The organism is [Clostridium] celerecrescens 18A, assembly GCF_002797975.1.
In the GTDB taxonomy this organism is placed as follows: Bacteria; Bacillota; Clostridia; order Lachnospirales; family Lachnospiraceae; genus Lacrimispora; species Lacrimispora celerecrescens.
The window spans coordinates 4,048,754-4,065,424 of record NZ_PGET01000001.1 but is presented as its reverse complement, the minus strand read 5'-3'; the positions used below and the strand labels follow the sequence as shown (position 1 = coordinate 4,065,424).

The 16,671-nt window shown below is 36.7% G+C and carries 13 protein-coding genes; 4 read left to right on the top strand and 9 right to left on the bottom strand.

The features are described 5' to 3' along the window. Positions 1-221 precede the first annotated feature (221 nt). Entirely contained in the window at positions 222-1,829 is a 1,608-nt protein-coding gene (locus H171_RS18440; protein ID WP_100306437.1) for a hypothetical protein, read from the top strand. Positions 1,830-2,426: 597 nt separating this feature from the next. On the opposite strand, the gene H171_RS18435 is transcribed toward H171_RS18440, so the two are convergent. The 7 genes from H171_RS18435 to H171_RS18410 form a co-directional block, all read right to left on the bottom strand. After that, entirely contained in the window at positions 2,427-4,598 is a 2,172-nt protein-coding gene (locus H171_RS18435) for a hypothetical protein (protein WP_100306436.1), read from the bottom strand. Positions 4,599-6,277: 1,679 nt separating this feature from the next. After that, on the bottom strand, positions 6,278-7,318 hold the full coding sequence (locus H171_RS18430) for a hypothetical protein (RefSeq protein ID WP_100306435.1): 1,041 nt from the start codon (positions 7,316-7,318) through the stop codon (positions 6,278-6,280). A 13-nt stretch (positions 7,319-7,331) separates the two neighbouring features. Further along, a complete protein-coding gene (locus tag H171_RS25060; RefSeq protein ID WP_100306434.1) occupies positions 7,332-7,583 on the bottom strand; it encodes a YkgJ family cysteine cluster protein in 252 nt (83 codons plus the stop codon). After that, positions 7,583-9,220 (bottom strand): hypothetical protein, encoded by a 1,638-nt coding sequence (locus H171_RS18420; protein ID WP_100306433.1) that lies wholly within the window; start codon positions 9,218-9,220, stop codon positions 7,583-7,585. Before H171_RS18420 ends, H171_RS25060 begins: the two co-directional genes overlap by 1 nt. A gap of 53 nt (positions 9,221-9,273) precedes the next feature. Next, positions 9,274-9,753 carry a hypothetical protein gene (locus H171_RS18415; protein ID WP_100306432.1) on the bottom strand — a complete coding sequence of 160 codons (480 nt, stop codon included), beginning with the start codon at positions 9,751-9,753 and terminating at the stop codon, positions 9,274-9,276. A 93-nt stretch (positions 9,754-9,846) separates the two neighbouring features. Further along, positions 9,847-9,984: a hypothetical protein gene (locus H171_RS24215; RefSeq protein ID WP_157803190.1), complete on the bottom strand. Its 138-nt coding sequence runs from the start codon at positions 9,982-9,984 to the stop codon at positions 9,847-9,849. Next, on the bottom strand, positions 9,984-10,925 hold the full coding sequence (locus H171_RS18410) for a helix-turn-helix transcriptional regulator (RefSeq protein WP_100306431.1): 942 nt from the start codon (positions 10,923-10,925) through the stop codon (positions 9,984-9,986). The genes H171_RS24215 and H171_RS18410 overlap by 1 nt, the downstream gene beginning before the upstream one ends. 201 nt (positions 10,926-11,126) lie before the next feature. On the opposite strand from H171_RS18410, the gene H171_RS18405 reads away from it, so the two are divergent. Next, positions 11,127-11,471, top strand: a complete 345-nt coding sequence (locus tag H171_RS18405; protein WP_100306430.1) for a helix-turn-helix domain-containing protein — start codon at positions 11,127-11,129, stop codon at positions 11,469-11,471. Positions 11,472-11,987: 516 nt separating this feature from the next. Here H171_RS18405 and H171_RS18400 read toward each other — a convergent pair. Next, positions 11,988-12,308, bottom strand: coding sequence for a helix-turn-helix domain-containing protein (locus tag H171_RS18400; protein ID WP_100306429.1), 321 nt, complete (start codon positions 12,306-12,308; stop codon positions 11,988-11,990). Positions 12,309-12,728: 420 nt separating this feature from the next. On the opposite strand from H171_RS18400, the gene H171_RS18395 reads away from it, so the two are divergent. Further along, entirely contained in the window at positions 12,729-12,917 is a 189-nt protein-coding gene (locus H171_RS18395) for a hypothetical protein (protein WP_100306428.1), read from the top strand. 177 nt (positions 12,918-13,094) lie between these two features. Here the strand turns inward: H171_RS18395 and H171_RS18390 are convergent, their stop codons facing one another. Next, on the bottom strand, positions 13,095-14,348 hold the full coding sequence (locus H171_RS18390) for an IS110 family RNA-guided transposase (protein ID WP_100305291.1): 1,254 nt from the start codon (positions 14,346-14,348) through the stop codon (positions 13,095-13,097). 312 nt (positions 14,349-14,660) lie between these two features. Here H171_RS18390 and H171_RS24745 point away from each other — a divergent pair, with 312 nt between their 5' ends. Further along, positions 14,661-16,637, top strand: coding sequence for an N-acetylmuramoyl-L-alanine amidase family protein (locus H171_RS24745; RefSeq protein ID WP_100306427.1), 1,977 nt, complete (start codon positions 14,661-14,663; stop codon positions 16,635-16,637). Positions 16,638-16,671 lie beyond the last annotated feature (34 nt).

Genomic DNA, 16,671 nt, shown 5'->3' with positions numbered 1-16,671 from the left:
GAGCGGCACATCCGCTATCACCTCCTTCCTAATTATTATATTTAACTATAATTAACAACTTTTTAAAGAAAGACGATGATAATTCCACCCTTACACATTAAGGTTGCTTATACTTTCTTCTAGAGCTAAATATATCATTAAAAAATTTCTCTGTGTCGTGATAAAAAGACTTGATTTTTGGAACTAATTCTCACATAATCAAGATAAGGGAGGTAATTTGAATGAACGATATTAAGATAGAACAGGCGATAGAAAAAGATTTTGCTGAATATGTATGGTACTACGCATGCATTCATAATTCCATACGAATAAGCTTACAAGAGTATACACAGATACAGGAAAATAATAATCATTTGGTACGCGAGATTTTAAGTAATTGGGACTATAATAACTGTAATGAAATGAAAGAAATAATTAAGTATTTAGAAAATGAAGACTCCGGATTGGCGAAAGATAAAGAACTTTTATTTGATTATAAGTCAAAGCTAATAAAATTAGAAAAAATACAATTTATTCTAAACTCGTTTTTTATGTCGATCGAGCCCATAAATAAATCGATTTTAAAATTTTATGATTCTAAGCGAAAGGAAGAAAAACAGATACAAGAGGGAAATAAGGAACAGCGAACACTTTTGACCGATATCTTGTATGACCCTGAACTTTTTCAAAATAATGAATTAAGTAAAGATAAAACTATTTTTGTCCCCAATGTATTCCCACCTGTGCTGTACAAAAAGATGTTATCCCTAAATCTTATTTCAAAAATGCCGTTAGAGATAAATGAAAATGATTTGAAAATTAAGAGGACTACTGAATGGTTGAGGGAACTTATATTTGCGGTGGATATTGAAAAAAATGAAGAAGAGATATTTTATTATTGGGTAATTGATTGTATTTTTAAGATCAGTTTGGTTGTACATATTTCAAAATCGTTTGAGGCTTTGTTTGATTTATTAAAAAAAGATAGTTCATTGAACGATAATATAAAAAGTAAGATGAAAAATTTATTAATCCAAAATGAAGATTATATTTTAAAGCAATTATCGAAATTTACTCAATCTCCATCTAAAAGAGTAAATATGTATTGGATAAACTATGAAGTTACAAAGTTATTTCAAGATTTGAAAAATAGCCTTTTAAGTGAGGCGTCTCTAGGAAAAGACATTCTTGATGTTACACAGCCTGTGTTTTTAAATTGGGGAAAGGAAATTGATGAAAGGATTAAATTTATCGATAAAGTTTATAAGGATAAGGAAGCAAAAACACAGATAAAGATACAATTTTGTACAATAGAACTTGCCTATATAATTCTTCACCAACTTGACTCCATTTATATGTCTATTATAAATAGTAATATTAATGGATATAAAATAATTAATCGTAGAGAAGTTTTAATAAATATTAACAAACTTATAGAACAAATCCAAAACGAATTGAATTCAGCCGGCATTTCAAAAAACCGTCAATTAGTAAAGGCTATGGAAGAATTTAGGTATAAAGTCAACCATGATATTGATTTCAAGCAAAAGGAACATAATAGTACAAGGAAAATAACCAAGCCTTTTGTTGATTGCATAAATGAATGTTATGATATTTTATCAAAGATGTATTCAATAGAGTGTGTTGCTGGATTAAAAAAGATAAGAGAAATGAATGAGGTTGATGAGACGGATTTACTATTAAATGAAATAGTTAAAAAGTATTGGGGGATTACACCTAAAAATGAAAGGGAACTAGAAAAGAGGACTGTAAAAGTATTCTTTTATATATTTAATCATATAAATAGCCATAACGTACTTGCATTTCCAATACCGGTTCAGCTGAACTGATTTTCCCAAAAAGTGCTAAAAACAGATTTTAAAACAAATATTGAAGTAGATTCCATTCAGGTTTCAAAGCAGATATCGAAATAGATTCCGTAATAAACATCAAAATAAATTTCGTGCAAACAGATCCCTAAATAGATATCGAAATTGACGCTCAGTGAATCGCTTGAAACGGTCCGACAATTATTGATTAATCGAATTCTCCCCTGTCAGTTCCCAGCCATTTTAAGTTTTTTAGAGAACCACCGAACCATTATACGGTTTCAGAATTAGGCTAATGATTCTCTTTCTAACACCAGACTCTTAACACCCCTTTATACCGATACTGTAGGAATATATGTCAATAATACCAATGATAACTGTATAGTTTTGCATTTGCTCATGCATTCTGTGTTTTTACAAAAAAACTGCAGAATAAAATTTCAGGCAATAGCCAGATGTGGGCAAAAGGACCTAACAGTTAAGCTTAAATTTTACATTGTCCTCTACTGTCCATGGACACTGAGGTAACGAAAATTAGTTAGTGTGTAAAATGTATTAAAGATATCCTAGGAAACAGCTCCTTAAATTTTAAGGAGCTGTTTCCTGGGTTGTTTCGATTTACTTTTCTTCAAAGTACTTTCTGTGAAGATAATAATATCGAGTTGTTGAAGTTCCAATCTGTTTACTAAGTTTATGAGTAAAACGCTTTTTATTTCCCTCCATTTTAGACATTATAAATTGAGCGCCATCAAGGAGTGTGCTAAGACTCTTGACTGAGTTGCAATAAAATGTTAGATCTTTGTTTTTAAAATACGTTTTTAATACTCTCAAAAGAGAGTCAGGATATATAACATAATAATCGTCCAAAACCAATATTCCATTCCTTGTAAAGCCATTAGGATCATCAGGATAATAAAGGAATATTTCTCCAGTAGTAACGGAGCTTTTTACAGCTTCTGCAATTCTTTCAGGTATCGTCTCTGTCTTTAAATTTTCGTCATTTTTTATGAGGACAGAATCAACTATATAATAGAACTCATTTTTTAGATTATTAACACTGATAGAATCAATTACTGAAAGCTGTGCAATATACTCCATAAAAATATCAATTACAGTCTCATAAACAGCCTTATATTCCTGAAATCTAGGGGTGAAAAATAAGTTGTTGTAATTACTTCGTTTTTCTTTGACGCTTTGCCCTATATATGAAATTATTCCCGGTACATTTGTGGTAATGTACTTAATGAAATGGAATAAAGCAGTGGAGACGATATTGGGGGTCTGCTGATACTGCGTCAATAAATCTATATTTATGTCAGATCTTTTTAACTCCAATTGGATCAGTCTGGCCAAGGACGATTGCATACCGTCTATCATTTCTCCGGTTATGATGACACTTGACTTAACAGGAAAAGAGATGTCTTTGGTTTCAGTACTGTAAGCGGTCATCCTATGCTTTACAACACGGTCTCCTATGGCTCGAATGACTTGTTCCAATTTACTTAAAAGTGCACTCATTTCAGTCTTGTTTAGCTTTGGAGCTAAATCATCAAGAACAATGGCGGCATCTGAAACTTCTGAGAGCTTTTCCTCTATGCCACAAGCTGTGGATGAGAAACTTAGAGTGGGGCTGCTAAGGTCATCGCGATTATATACCTTTGTAAACATTAAGGCTAAGGTGGTTTTCATGCTTTGTGTTTGCCCAATAATAAACAGTCCTTTTTTATTCGGGTATCCCGCCCGCTCAAATAAAGAATTTAGGCATCCAAGTAAAGTCTCAAGCATGAGAATACCTGGAACCAAATGGTCAGTAGTAATCTGAAGCATATTAATGTAATCCAAAATAGCATTAGATTCTGACATATTTTTATCATAAATAAATGAATACTTTTCATTCCCTGTTACAGGAAAATTCGAACCAATGGCCCCCTTATCTGTTAAATAGACGAACTCTCCATTAAATAGCTGAGTCCAGCCGTTTGATTCATAATGGTAAAAATGAGGATAATTTTCTTTTTCAATTATTGTGTTTATGTATTCCCTGATCTTCTTTTCATGATCTGGTTTTATATGCGCTTTAGCATGAGTATGACTGCTTATCCAAGTAACCTTTTCTATTTGACTGTCTCTTATTTTGACCTGAAAGGTTTCATTGGCCGTTTTAACATTGATTGTATAAATTGAGTAGGTCTCTCTCTTGCCCTGATCGTTTTCTCTGCCGAAGATAATCAGCTGCTTCATTATTTCAAGCTTAAAGTTGGAAACTATATATTCCTGCATTTTATTTTCATGATCATAATAGACATAATACAAATTACCATTTTTAAAGGTAAAATGGGGAGAACCTTTTTGGGGGTTCTTGGCTATAAAAGTTACACTTTGATCTTCAAGTATCTTATCTGATTCTCTTTTTCCATTGCCTGCTTGTGTTAATAATAATACTTCATTTGCATAAGTATCATTGTGTCTACTACCTTGAGACATTTCGCAGGATGCTCTGTGCAATTCTTCAAGAGCTTGAGCCCTTTCCTTAAAGGATAAATATTCATTGATACATTCTTGGGAAATGCTATGGCCTGCGTCATCCACAAATGATATTGCATCTATTGATATAGCAGAAATCATAGTCTTTCCCGTTTCTTCTATTGCTGGCATGTTTTGGTCACAGGGTACGATTGCATGAATCATGTTTGAGTAGTTTTCTGGGTTGTTTTCAAAGCTTTCTTTCTCTTGCGTTGCTTCCTGCAATAGGCCGGAAAAAATTTCTTTAAAGTTTAGTTCTGAATTCATAGATAGCCTCCTTGATAATATTAGGTATTTTCACTTATAAAAACCTTAAAATTACTTCTATGATCTCAATAGGTGAATATAAATATTGTACACCTAAAAAAACGTAACTTTTTGTGAGGTTTGGCGCTATTTTTATGATGATTTCCTCACATTTATATCACAGTTAGGCATCTTAGCGCCTCTGTATCAGATGAGAAATAGAATTATCGGAACTTTATTTCTATAAAAACAAGTATCAGATTAAAAAAATTTTAAAGATTAATAATGCCAATGCCGGCAGAAGAAGCTCAGCAAATATTTCAATATTTAGTGTTGAATAAACTGATCATAATATTCTTCAAATTATAGTCATATAAAAAATCAATTTCAAACCCGAATATCCCGAATACCCCGAATACCCACTAATAGCAATAGGTAGTCACCCATGCATGACAGATGCATATATATAGTGGGTATTCGGGGTTTGTGGGGTCTGGAATTAAATTAAGAAAAAACGTAAGAGCCTAAATTAGTAGTGAATAGTAAAATAGTCTATTTTACTTCATAATAGTAGACCAGCAGTTTTTTACTACACCTTCATTTTAGCGGACGACCATGGCTAAATACAATTCGTACCATTCCCAGCAGGAGCCCCAATTCATTACCCAGTGCTGCATGTGCGGTCTGGCAGACAATACGTGGTGCGAGCAGAACAAAACATCCCGCTGAGCAGCTTTTACAATGCCGTGACAAGGTCCAGGAAGAAAGTTTGTGCCATTCCGGAAACAGTCGCACCATCTGACAATGCGTATGCACTGGATCTTATGTCCCGACAGGATTTGGTCTGGGCTGACATATATACGAACTCTTGTCAGGAATAAGCCTCTCTATACATAGGCCGGAGGTTGCGCGGCATCTTGACAACTCCCTTACGATCGAATTTATGATGGACAACATCGTGGTAAAAGCCAGCACTGTAGCAGACCCAGAGTTGTTGACAAAAGTCCCCCGAATACTGAAAGAACAGCCACGTTAACCGACATTTTGGGTGTGGATATTTATGTGACCGGATGACGGATGAAGAACCGGAAAAACTCACTCTGTTGAATGAAGAAATAGAGACACTTCCTGGAAGTGAGGGCTGCGGAGGCGCCTCAAAACAGTTAGATTATATGTGAAGCGTAAAGGTGCTTAGGCTTCCCAATGTGGCCGGAGTACTTTTGGTTTTGGGAGTAAAAAACTACTCCTTACTAAAATCGTCAAAGAGGAAATCGGGCTGCCGCCCTAAATCTAGGCGCTTACGAATAAAAAGCTCAATCTCAAAGAGCATGATCATAAAATAACTTTCATCCCCTAATATCCCCAATACCCACTAATAATAGTAGGCAGTTACCCTTATGTATGATAAAGAGAAATATATAGTGGGTATTCGGGTTTTGTGGGTTTACAGGCTTTTGAGTTAAAATGAAAGGATAAGAGAAATATAAAACATAGATTGTTATCAAAGATTAAATATTGGGAAGTAAGAAAGGGAGTAAATATGAAGAATAATGTATCAGCGTGGAAGACGATATTATAGTAGTTCAAAAACAAGAAAAAGAACCGCTCCCCCAGTAATTATAATATGGGAAAACGATCCTTTTTAAAGTTCTATACTCAACTGATCAAAGAATTTATGAGGTTAAAATTCATCCCTGCTGTCAATTACTAGCGACAAATCCCTTTTCAAGAAGAATTTTTTCTGCGTCATCCATAGCTTTTTTGACAACATTTTTGTTTACTTTATTTGCGGTAGAATTATTATTAGATTTAAGGACTAATTCTACTTTCCCCATATTGTATAATAATCCGACTAACAAAGCTGTATTTTCAGTAACCAGCTGTTCTTCAATCGAAAAATCGTTCCAGTCTTTTTTGCCCAAAGACTCTACAATATAGGTTAAAATATTAAGCTGTTTCTGATATATGCCATTGACTTTAGAGATTGATGCAGTATAGTCTTTGGCAGTTATGCTTAATTCGGAAAGGTATTCGCATATTGTATCAATTTCTTTACGTTCTTTTCGAACTTGTTCATATGCCTCATCGGCTTTACCAGATAAGGAACTACCAACAACATTAAAAATAATCCCGCCTACCATAATACCTACGCCTAGTGTGGCAGCACCAAGAATTGTGGTTCCAAGGGCCATACCACCGCCTCCCGCAGCAATAGCGCCACCACCTAAGGCTGCTAATGTAGCGTTTGTCGCGGCAACACCACTAAGTGAAGCAATTGCAGTTCCAGTGGAAGCAGTTCCAAGAGCCATGACAGCGGCAGTTGTTGCTCCTGCAGCAGCAAATCCGCCGGCGGTTCCTACTGCGGCTCCTCCAATACCGCCAAGCAATACACCAGCACCTACGGATACCCTTTGGATTTCTTCAGGATCATAGGACGGGATTGTTATACCATCTTTTTGATACTCTTTGAATTCAGGCCGATTATGTATTTTTTCAAAAACAGAAGAAAACTCCTGAAGACTTCTTAATACCTCCAGTTCTTTTTTGCCTAAAATGTCCATATCTTCAGTTGAAGACTTATTTTGTTTCTCAAAACACTCGATATTTTCTTTGTGCTTCCTTTCACATAATTTCATGATATCATTTGCATCTTTCATTTTTACAGCACCATGGATGCCGTTTCCCAAACCAGCAGCGCCAGCTACAGCGGCCCCAATTCCTAAAATAAGTGGCAGTGGCATAATATGAACCTCCTCATAATTCGTGATTTTTTAGTTTTATACATACAGCATGATTGAGAGAATAAAACTCAGCTTTTGTCATGCTATCTTTAAAAAATAATTCATAACAATTATCTATGCGGCAGATTAAAGGCCTGGTTTCATAAATGGAGCATAAATTTTTATGTAAATGGAGACATATACCATCTCCACGATCCAATTCAGCATAAACAGGGGATTTATTTAAATTCTTGCAGCATTCTCCGCACTTGTCACAAGGAAACACTATTCGAATATCAACACTTTACTTTTATTATTCATAAAGCTATTAAAATCGTCTCCCCAAGGGATTTTAATACCAATTGTTTTTAAAGCATTTTTTAGTACTTGATTCAAAGTATTTTCATCTGTGGAAGTTTCCAGTTCATATACTAAAGCGGAATACATGCTGGTTTCCTTTTTGAATTTTTCTAAATCTATTTGCATAAGCTCCGCTGCATAATTCTCAAAAAGAATGGCCTGTTGTTTGTAAAAGTCAACTTTTGTACTAACTGATGGAATAGTATTTAATCCCGATACAAGTCTGTTCATATTTTCGCTACGGTCCAGGTAATATAACAGTGAGCATGTTAAAATCCCTGTTACAAATGTTCCGCAAAATGTGGGAATAATATTACCTACTACAGGAATTGTCTCAATCCCAGTTTTTCCGATTACATCTGATACAATAGTTCCAACTACAACACTGGCTCCGGTTGCAATGATTTTTGATGTGGCCCTCATTCTTTCCCCGAATGGAAGATTATCTGGATTAAGAAAAAGTATCTTGGCAGCTTGGACTAAAGAGGCATAGGATTGCCGTATAAGTCTTACAACGTTTTTAGCAGTGGTAAAAAATATATTACACAGCGTGGTGGTTAAACTAGAGAGAATTCCTGAAAGAGCACCTTCTTTGAAACGGCTGAATAAATCTTCATATTTATTCTTTGCATTTAAGAATCCCTTTTTTACTCCATTTCCAATAGCATTTAAAAATTGGTCTAATTGAAATGGCATAGAAATGTTGTGGAATTCCTCTTCTACAGAAAACCATACCTCAGTAAAAATCAGTCCTGTGGCCTGTCTAATTCCCATTTGAATACCCACTGTTCCAGCAGCTTTCACGGTATCATTTAAAAATCGGCTGCTTATATAATATGCTTGGTTTATTTTCGCATCAGACGACTTTTTAGCTCGTGTGTATTCTTTCATTAAATTATTTTTTACATCATCTGGAAGTGGTTCTCCTTTAACACCATTCCAATTTACTTTTTCCGGATTTTTTTCACACCATTTGATATACTCTGGTATATCCTTGTCTTTCATATTATTATTTAGCTTCATATTTGTAAAACGAAGATTATCTGGATTGTTTGCTAAATCACTGCCGGATATACCTGCCAAGCAACGACCTTTATCATCATGAATGCTTTTGGCAGAGATGACATGGTCTAATTCAGCTCGTTTTTCATCAGACAAAGCCTTGTTAATTCCAAGTTTATTACCGGTGTAGGCATCATCAATCCATTCTCCTTGTTCGTTAAATGCCGATTTGGCCTGACTGCGGATTGATTTATATGTTGAATTTTTTTCATGGTATTCTGAACGATCATATGCCCCACGATTCTGATAAGCTGTTTCATTTGCTACATTTTTATATGTCATATGGGGGTCGTCTTTAGAGCCCTCCCCAATTTTCCGGACATTATGAATCGTGTCCACATCTCCTCCGTGTTGGTCTTTTACTAAGAAATCTAAACCAAAAGATGTAATGAGACTTTCTATGATGACATGTTTATATTGCTGAAATAAAGAATCCATTATATCATCATTAGGCTCAGGTGCATAATTAGAATTAGACAGTACTGAAACGTAATTATTCATATGTAAGTTTCTTCCTCTCCCTTTATATATATTTAAAATTACCAACATTTCTTTTAGCTGCTAACTTTTCCTGATGGACTACCTGAAATAATATCATCCCAAAGAGTATGCTCTTGGCAGATTAGATTAAGGATATCTCTGAGGTTGTCTTTCATAAAGTCGCCATATCCAATAGAAAATGTGGTTCCATTTGATAAGCAAATATCCATTTTTGCACTTTTTGTGTATGTTCTTCCGTTATTGTCTGGAGTAACTGTTATTAGTTGAATATCTTTATAGTTGATATAATGTGGTTTTACAAATGTATCCGAGTAATATAATCCTGTTAATGTTAATATTAAGCCATATCCACAAGTGGAAAATATCGATGTGTCGAAAAAGACAGCAATATTATTGGCTTTTATGTTAGAATCAAAATAGGCTATAAGTTTTTTGTTTACTTTAGCAGGGATATTAGGATAATAAAATACCCGTCCGCTTGGATTTATGATATTGTCCCTTACTATTTGACTTAAGAGTTCCCGTTTATCCATTGTATATGCTCCTTTTTTTAAAATTATATGGATTAGGTAATTACGAATCAAGTTTTTAATTATACATTGAAGAAGTTTCTCCAGATGAATAGCCTAATATTTTATGTTCTTTTTCATTTCCTTTTTAAAATATTCTGGAGTTCCTTTAATGTACCTCAAAATCAATCTAAGTATAATTTTTGGTAAATTACGATTGCCTAATTTGTAAATATCCGGTTTTATTACGTTCATTAAATTTCCTCCTGCACAAGATCTTTTTGGCTTCCAAACCACATTTCAATGCCCTTATTTCCATAAACTTCGGCTTGAATCCGGTAATTTCCATCCTCCAATTTTGTATAATCAGATGCTGGAAGCTTGTCCAGAACTGCATTAATATCGGGTCCTTTATAGATGAATCTTATTTTCTTTAATGGTCCGCCATACATAAAAGGGATCCTTTTTCGGAATTCACCTTCCTTAAACCGCTCTGCTTCAGGTATTTGGAATGTTTCATTGGTTATTCTATAATTCTCTATCCGGTCAATACGATAAATGGTAGGATATCCCGGATGCTCCTTATCTTTCTCCCCAATATAAGCGATCAAATAAAAATAATACTCTGATTCCATAATTCCTACTGGCTTAACGAGCGCTTGTGTAATCTCTCCGTTTACCTTTTTATATTTCAAGCTGACTTTTCGGTGAGAATAAACAGCGGAACCAAGTTCCCAAACAAGGTTTACCAGGCTTTTTCCGTGTCGTGGCTCTACATAATGGAATAGCTCGTTTTTAGTTAGAGCTGACATTTTTGTGCGCTCTGCCACAGGAAGACAGGAAGCTATTAAGTTTTCTATTATCGGTCCCATTTCTGCTTTCGTTAAGGAACGGCTTTCTAAAAGAATTTTAACGACAGCAAATAAATCGGCATTTGTGAGCGTGACTTTTTTGGCATTGACCATGTGGAACCCTTTTGCAATGCGGTCATATTTAATTTCGGTTATTTCACCGTCTTTTATGGTCCGGTTTGCATAAAAGTCTCGGATGGAATCAATATCCCGTTGAATTGACCGTGGGTTTACTCCGTATTCCTCTGCAAGATCTGGTTTCCGGATAATCTCACCCGACATTAGGCGATTGTGCATTTCCAGTATGCGGTCGTGTTTTCGGATAGGCTCTTGCGCTTTTTCCATAACAAATATTTTTCCCCCTCTGTTGTTAGTGTTAAGATGTATTTTACAACCCATAGATGACACTTGATGTCATTTATAAAAAAAAATGTAAATTTATGGATAAATTATACCACTCAAAATGCCTTTGGGCAATATTTATAAATGCTAACAGAGTATTTACCGATAGTTTTTTGTTTGTGAAAATAGAAGCAGGAGGTAGATATGGACAAAATTAATATTAATTATGTGGAAATCGGAAATAGAATAAGAACTGCCCGTGAAGCCCAGGGCCTGACCCAGGAAGAAGCCTCTGAGAAATGTGATATTACAACCGCGTTTTATGGAAACATAGAACGCGGTGACAGAAAGATGAGTGTAGAAACCCTTTTTAAAATTTCAATAGGACTTGGTGTATCCGCGGATACTTTACTGTTTGGAAAAGTATCACAGAAATCAGAGGAGGCATTGAGGCTATTATTAGGGATTCAAGGAAAAGTAGATGAAAAACAATTTGAAAAGTATCTTTTGATTATAAAGAATATCGCAACAATTATTGAAAGATTATAGGAAAAAGCTGAGGGGATCGGAGTTAAAACCGATCTCTTTTGTATGATGGGCAGTTGCAGCAATCCTAATGGTGTCTAGAATTATTTTATGTGTTAGGAATAAAGATTGCGATATATGAAAAATAATCAAGGATCTAAAAATAAAACTTCTTTGGAATGAAAGCTTCTGTTCGTGAATTCTTACATAAATAGTAAAGTTTAAGTGGAACATCATCGTGAGGTGGTGTTTGAAGAAATTAGGAGAAGTCGAGAGCCGCATAGACGGTTTAGCCGAGTAAGGCGGAAAGTGTAACTCATGAAGCAGCAGGATGATTTGATAACCGTGGAAAAGTAGGAGAGTGCTGTTTGTTGGTGGATAAAAATCGGTTTAATAAGGCTTCTGAGCTAAGGGGTTATGGAGATAGTAAATGGCCGGGAAGAAGCTGTAAAGAAAGAGTTACAAAAGATTCCAAGCAGTGGGGGAGTGATTTAGATTATTATAGAACATAGTAAAAATCAGAGAGCCTATGACGCTGCGTCATAGGCTCTTAGTTAAGAATGTATCTATGATGTAAAAAATAGCTTCTCTTTCCTTGGAAGACAGCAGCGACCATTTGTTTAAAAGGGCAGCTTGTTCATCTGTCAATATGTTCTCTGTATTGAAACAAAAAAATTCAGCCAGTGAGATACCAAAAGTGTTGCAAATCCTTTCAATTTTATCGACGGGAGGTATATGGCCCTTTTGATACCATGTAGCAATTGTAGATTGTGGTATTTCTGATAGTTGTGCCAATTTATATACAGATAAATTTCTTTCTTCTCGCAATTCTTCTATTCGTTTTAAAACATCAAACATCATCCACCTCCTGTAGAAACTTTTTATACGATAATGATATATCGAAAAATCAATAGACAATAGATGGAAAATAACGTATACTATATATCGTGTTTTCGATATGAAATATGTAGAATAGCGGTTATTAAAAGTCTAAATAGAAATAATAATTTTGTGTGACATTAATTTTTTAAATAAACTTTGAAATATCCTGTTTTTTAAATAGATATTATAACTGCGAATGGCGGCATCTATACTGTTATAAAAAATGCAGTCTTTTGCAAAAAGTATTTGTGAAGACACAGGGTGTCATTATCGGGTGCTATCATGAGATTGATTAAGACAGTTATGTTGTCTAAAAGACAGAGGAGGTGCGGGAAAAATTGCTCTGAGTGAAGAAAAAGGATTAGGCTGGTACAGCGTAAAAATGAGAAAGGAGGCTTTATGGAAACTTACAAAGTAGCAGTATGTCGGTTTGGACATGTAATGATTATGGCAGACTCAGAAGAAGAGGCAAAACAGAAAGTGAGTAAATTTTCAACGGAGCAGGTTCAGTGGCTTCAACCTGTAAAACGGGAACCGCCATTTTTAATACTTTATGCGGAAAGTATGGCGGATAAGTCGTGCAGGTAACTTCAGACTTCATTTATAAACACGATTTCTAAAGGATATTGTTTGTATGAAAGTACATATTTAACAGGAGGATAAGTTTGAAACTAAAAAGTAGTGGGTAGTCAATAAAATGGCGTATAGCAAACAAGCCATTCACGATTAGTGGATGAAAAAATAGTTACTATTATAGAATCAGGATTAAACAGTTACAGCAGGATCATCAATGATTGTGTAACCTCTTTTCCTGAACAGTTCCAGAGCCTGTGACCTTGTCAGAATCTTGGATTCATTGACAGGGCGATGCTCTAAAAAACCTTCAGAGGTATATGGCTCCAGCTTGCTTAAGATGTTCCAGATAGCGGTCAGGAGCATCTTGCAGACAGCAATGACAGCCTTTTTGTGTCCCCTGCGGGTTTTGATTCTGTGATACCTTTCTTTGAATTCAGGATGCTTTTTGGATTTGAGAAGTGCATTGGCAATCTGAACAAGAAGAGGTTTCAAATAACAGCCGGCGCGGGAAATACGTGTGGATTTCACTTTTCCTGCACTCTGGTCATTGCGTGGACAGCAACCAGCCCATGAGACGAGATTCTTAGATGACTCAAACACCGACATGTCGGGACCAATCTCAGAGAGAATGGCAATAGCGGTCATCGGATTTTTATCGAATCCGGGAATGGTGTAAAGCAAATCCAGAACAGCAGAAAAGGGATCCACAAGCAGAAGTATTTCCTGCTCGATTTCCTTTTTGTGGGCTTCAAGCTCATCGATGTGTGCGAGACATTGACGAAGCTTGACAGCCTGCTCAGGGGAAATGGCACCGTCAACGGCAGCCTGTATTTCTTCAACAGGGGTCTTGCATCGTCTATCGACAAAGGGAGCAACATCAAACGTTTTGCCCGGATGGTCGAGCATGTAATTGGTAATGGAACGGGAAGATTTACCAAAAACATCGCTGAAAACATCATCAAGTTTTAAGTTGGAAACAGTAAGACAGTTCTGAGCCCGGTTTTTTTCACCGGTCAGCATGTTGGTAAGCTTGAAGCGATAGCGTATCAGGTCACGAAGCTGACGGATTTCAGGGGAAGGAATAAAACTGGGTTTGATCATGTCACACATGAAAAGGTCACAAATCCATTTGGCATCTTTTCGGTCGGTCTTATTGCCTTTCTGAGGTTTGGTGTATTTGGGATGGGCAAGTGTAACAAAACAGGTTTTTTCAAGGATGTTAAAGACCGGGATCCAAAACTTACCGGAAGATTCCATACAGACTTCAGAACAGTTATATTTAGCAAGCCAGTCAGCTAAGTCTCTAAGACCTTTAGAAAAGGAAGAGAAGCGGGCTTGCTTATAATCGGTCCGTCCGTTTGTATCAGTGATACCGATACAGGCATAAATCCAGGTTTTGTGGACATCAAGACCACAACAGATTTTACGAAAGATTTTGAACATAGAATACCTCCTGCAAAAATATTAGCAGTGCTGGCAGGGACTGGCCGTCCGGCGAAATCGAGTCAACTTCGGAAGAGATAAGTTTACGGGCTGTTTGTTAGCGCCATTCATTGATGCCTTAACGGACGGCCGACACCATATAACGATACGGGGTTGCCGCTATAGAGCCCCGCCACTCACCTCCCCGGGTTCTGTAGTATGCCAGCGGCCTGCAAAAGGAGTATAACACAAAAACAACAAGCGAGAGTACTAAGGGGCAAAACTGTTTCATAACCCCATTGGTGCCTTTCGCAGAAAGGCGGATTTATAAAGATGAAAAGAAAACAAATGTTAACATTGATTCTAAGCGCAGTTTTGTTAGCTTCCGGAAGCGGAATTACTGTTTTGGCTGATGCGCAGCAAAGTGTGGTCCAGGATATTCAAAAGCCAACAGGAGTATCTGAAGTATTAAATATAGCTTCACCGTCAGAGGCAGCAGAAAATTTAAACGATGATATTGAGGAAAATTTAAACCAGGAGATAAGCCAGGAAGATGCAGATCAGGAAAGAAGTCAAAAAGATTTAGACCAAGAGACAACTCAGGGCGATAAAACCAACACAGTGATACCAACAGCATTAAATGCAAGTATGGAATTGAAAGCGTCTCCATCAGATGCAGTTTACGTATCAGATGAGAATGAACTAAGGGAGGCTGTTAAAAGTGATAAAACTGTGGTACTGGAAAATGATGTACAGCTTTCCGAAACACTTTTAATTGATTCCTCAAAGGTTTCTATCACTTCGGAAAATGGAAAACTGTCATGCGGGACGAATTTCCCGGATGCTACAATGATTTTGGTTAGAAACGGAGCCGTAGTCACCTTGAGTGACATTGAAATTGATGCGACAAAAATGGGAAATCCATTACATACAGATTGGGAATATTCTGCTCTTCTTGTAGGGCAGGGAAGCAAACTGATGATAGGGGATGGTATGTCTCTTACTAATGATAGACAGCAATCGCCTGGAGTAAACCCAAGAAAATATGGTGTAGAGATTAGTGGAAGCGGGGAGATGAACGGAGGTCAAATATCCGGATTTTCAAAAGCAGGGATTTTTGTAGCAAAAACAGGGAATTTCACCCTTAATGATGGCGAAATCAGCGATATTGTTAACGTAAATTATCCAGATGACGATGACCCGGCTGGCGGACTATTTGCATGGGGAAGTGTAACTATCAATGGTGGTGTCATTTGGGGCTGCGATGTAGGGATCTTCAATTCCAATCAGCTGGTTATGAATGATGGAGAGATTTACAATAATCAAATCGGATTTCTTAATCTTACAGGAGATGGTGACGGTAACGTTTATTATCCCAAGGCCACAATAAACGGCGGAGTGATATATGATAATAGTGATTTGGCCGTGCTTAATAAAAATGGAGGAAAGTTCATTCTTCCCGCTGGTAGTGAGGTGCAGATTATAGGAAAAAGAAAGGGATTAAACAATTTTAGAATCATGGCTTCAAGTGTTAAAGCAACCTATGTAATAAAGAATCTGCAAAAAGCAGAGTTGAATATCCAAGGTGGACATATTATATCAGAATCTGATAATGAAATCGCGGTATTTAATGATAAGACGGGAAAGATATCCATGACAAATGGGACCATTACTGTATCAGGAACACAGTCCATAGCCATTGCGAATGAAAATGATTCAACCGGGGAAGTCAAAATTTCCGGTGGTTCCATTAAAGTATCCGGGGAAGGAAGCAGGGCTATTAACGGCAGCGCAGAAATCACAAAAGAAGTTGTAGTAGAGGAGCCAGGAACGGGAAGTAACAATGGGGGAAACAGTAATAGCGGAGGCAGCAGCGGAGGCAGTGGCGGTTTTTATTCCTCCAAAGCATCATCCGCAACAAGCCCTGCGATCCCGGAAACCCCAGGAGCTTGGAATCAAGACCAAAAGGGATGGAAATTCGCGAAGTCAGATGGAAGCAGTTATGCAAATGAATGGGTTTATGTAAAAAGCTGCTGGTACAGAATCGGTGCAGATGGCTATATGCTGCAAGGCTGGAATGCAATTAATGATAAGGTGTATTATCTGGTTCCTGCATCTGGTGAAATGAAAACAGGGTGGCTTTTAGATAATAACAACTGGTACTATCTGGAGGAATCCGGTGCAATGAAAACAGGGTGGGTGCAGGTAAACGGAAAGTGGTATTATTTGAATGCAGATGGCAGGATGGCCTCAGATACAGTAACGCCGGATGGGTACAGAGTGGGACTTGATGGGGCATGGCTGCAGTAACAGGGGATTCATAAAAAATTACCCAGTATTGTAA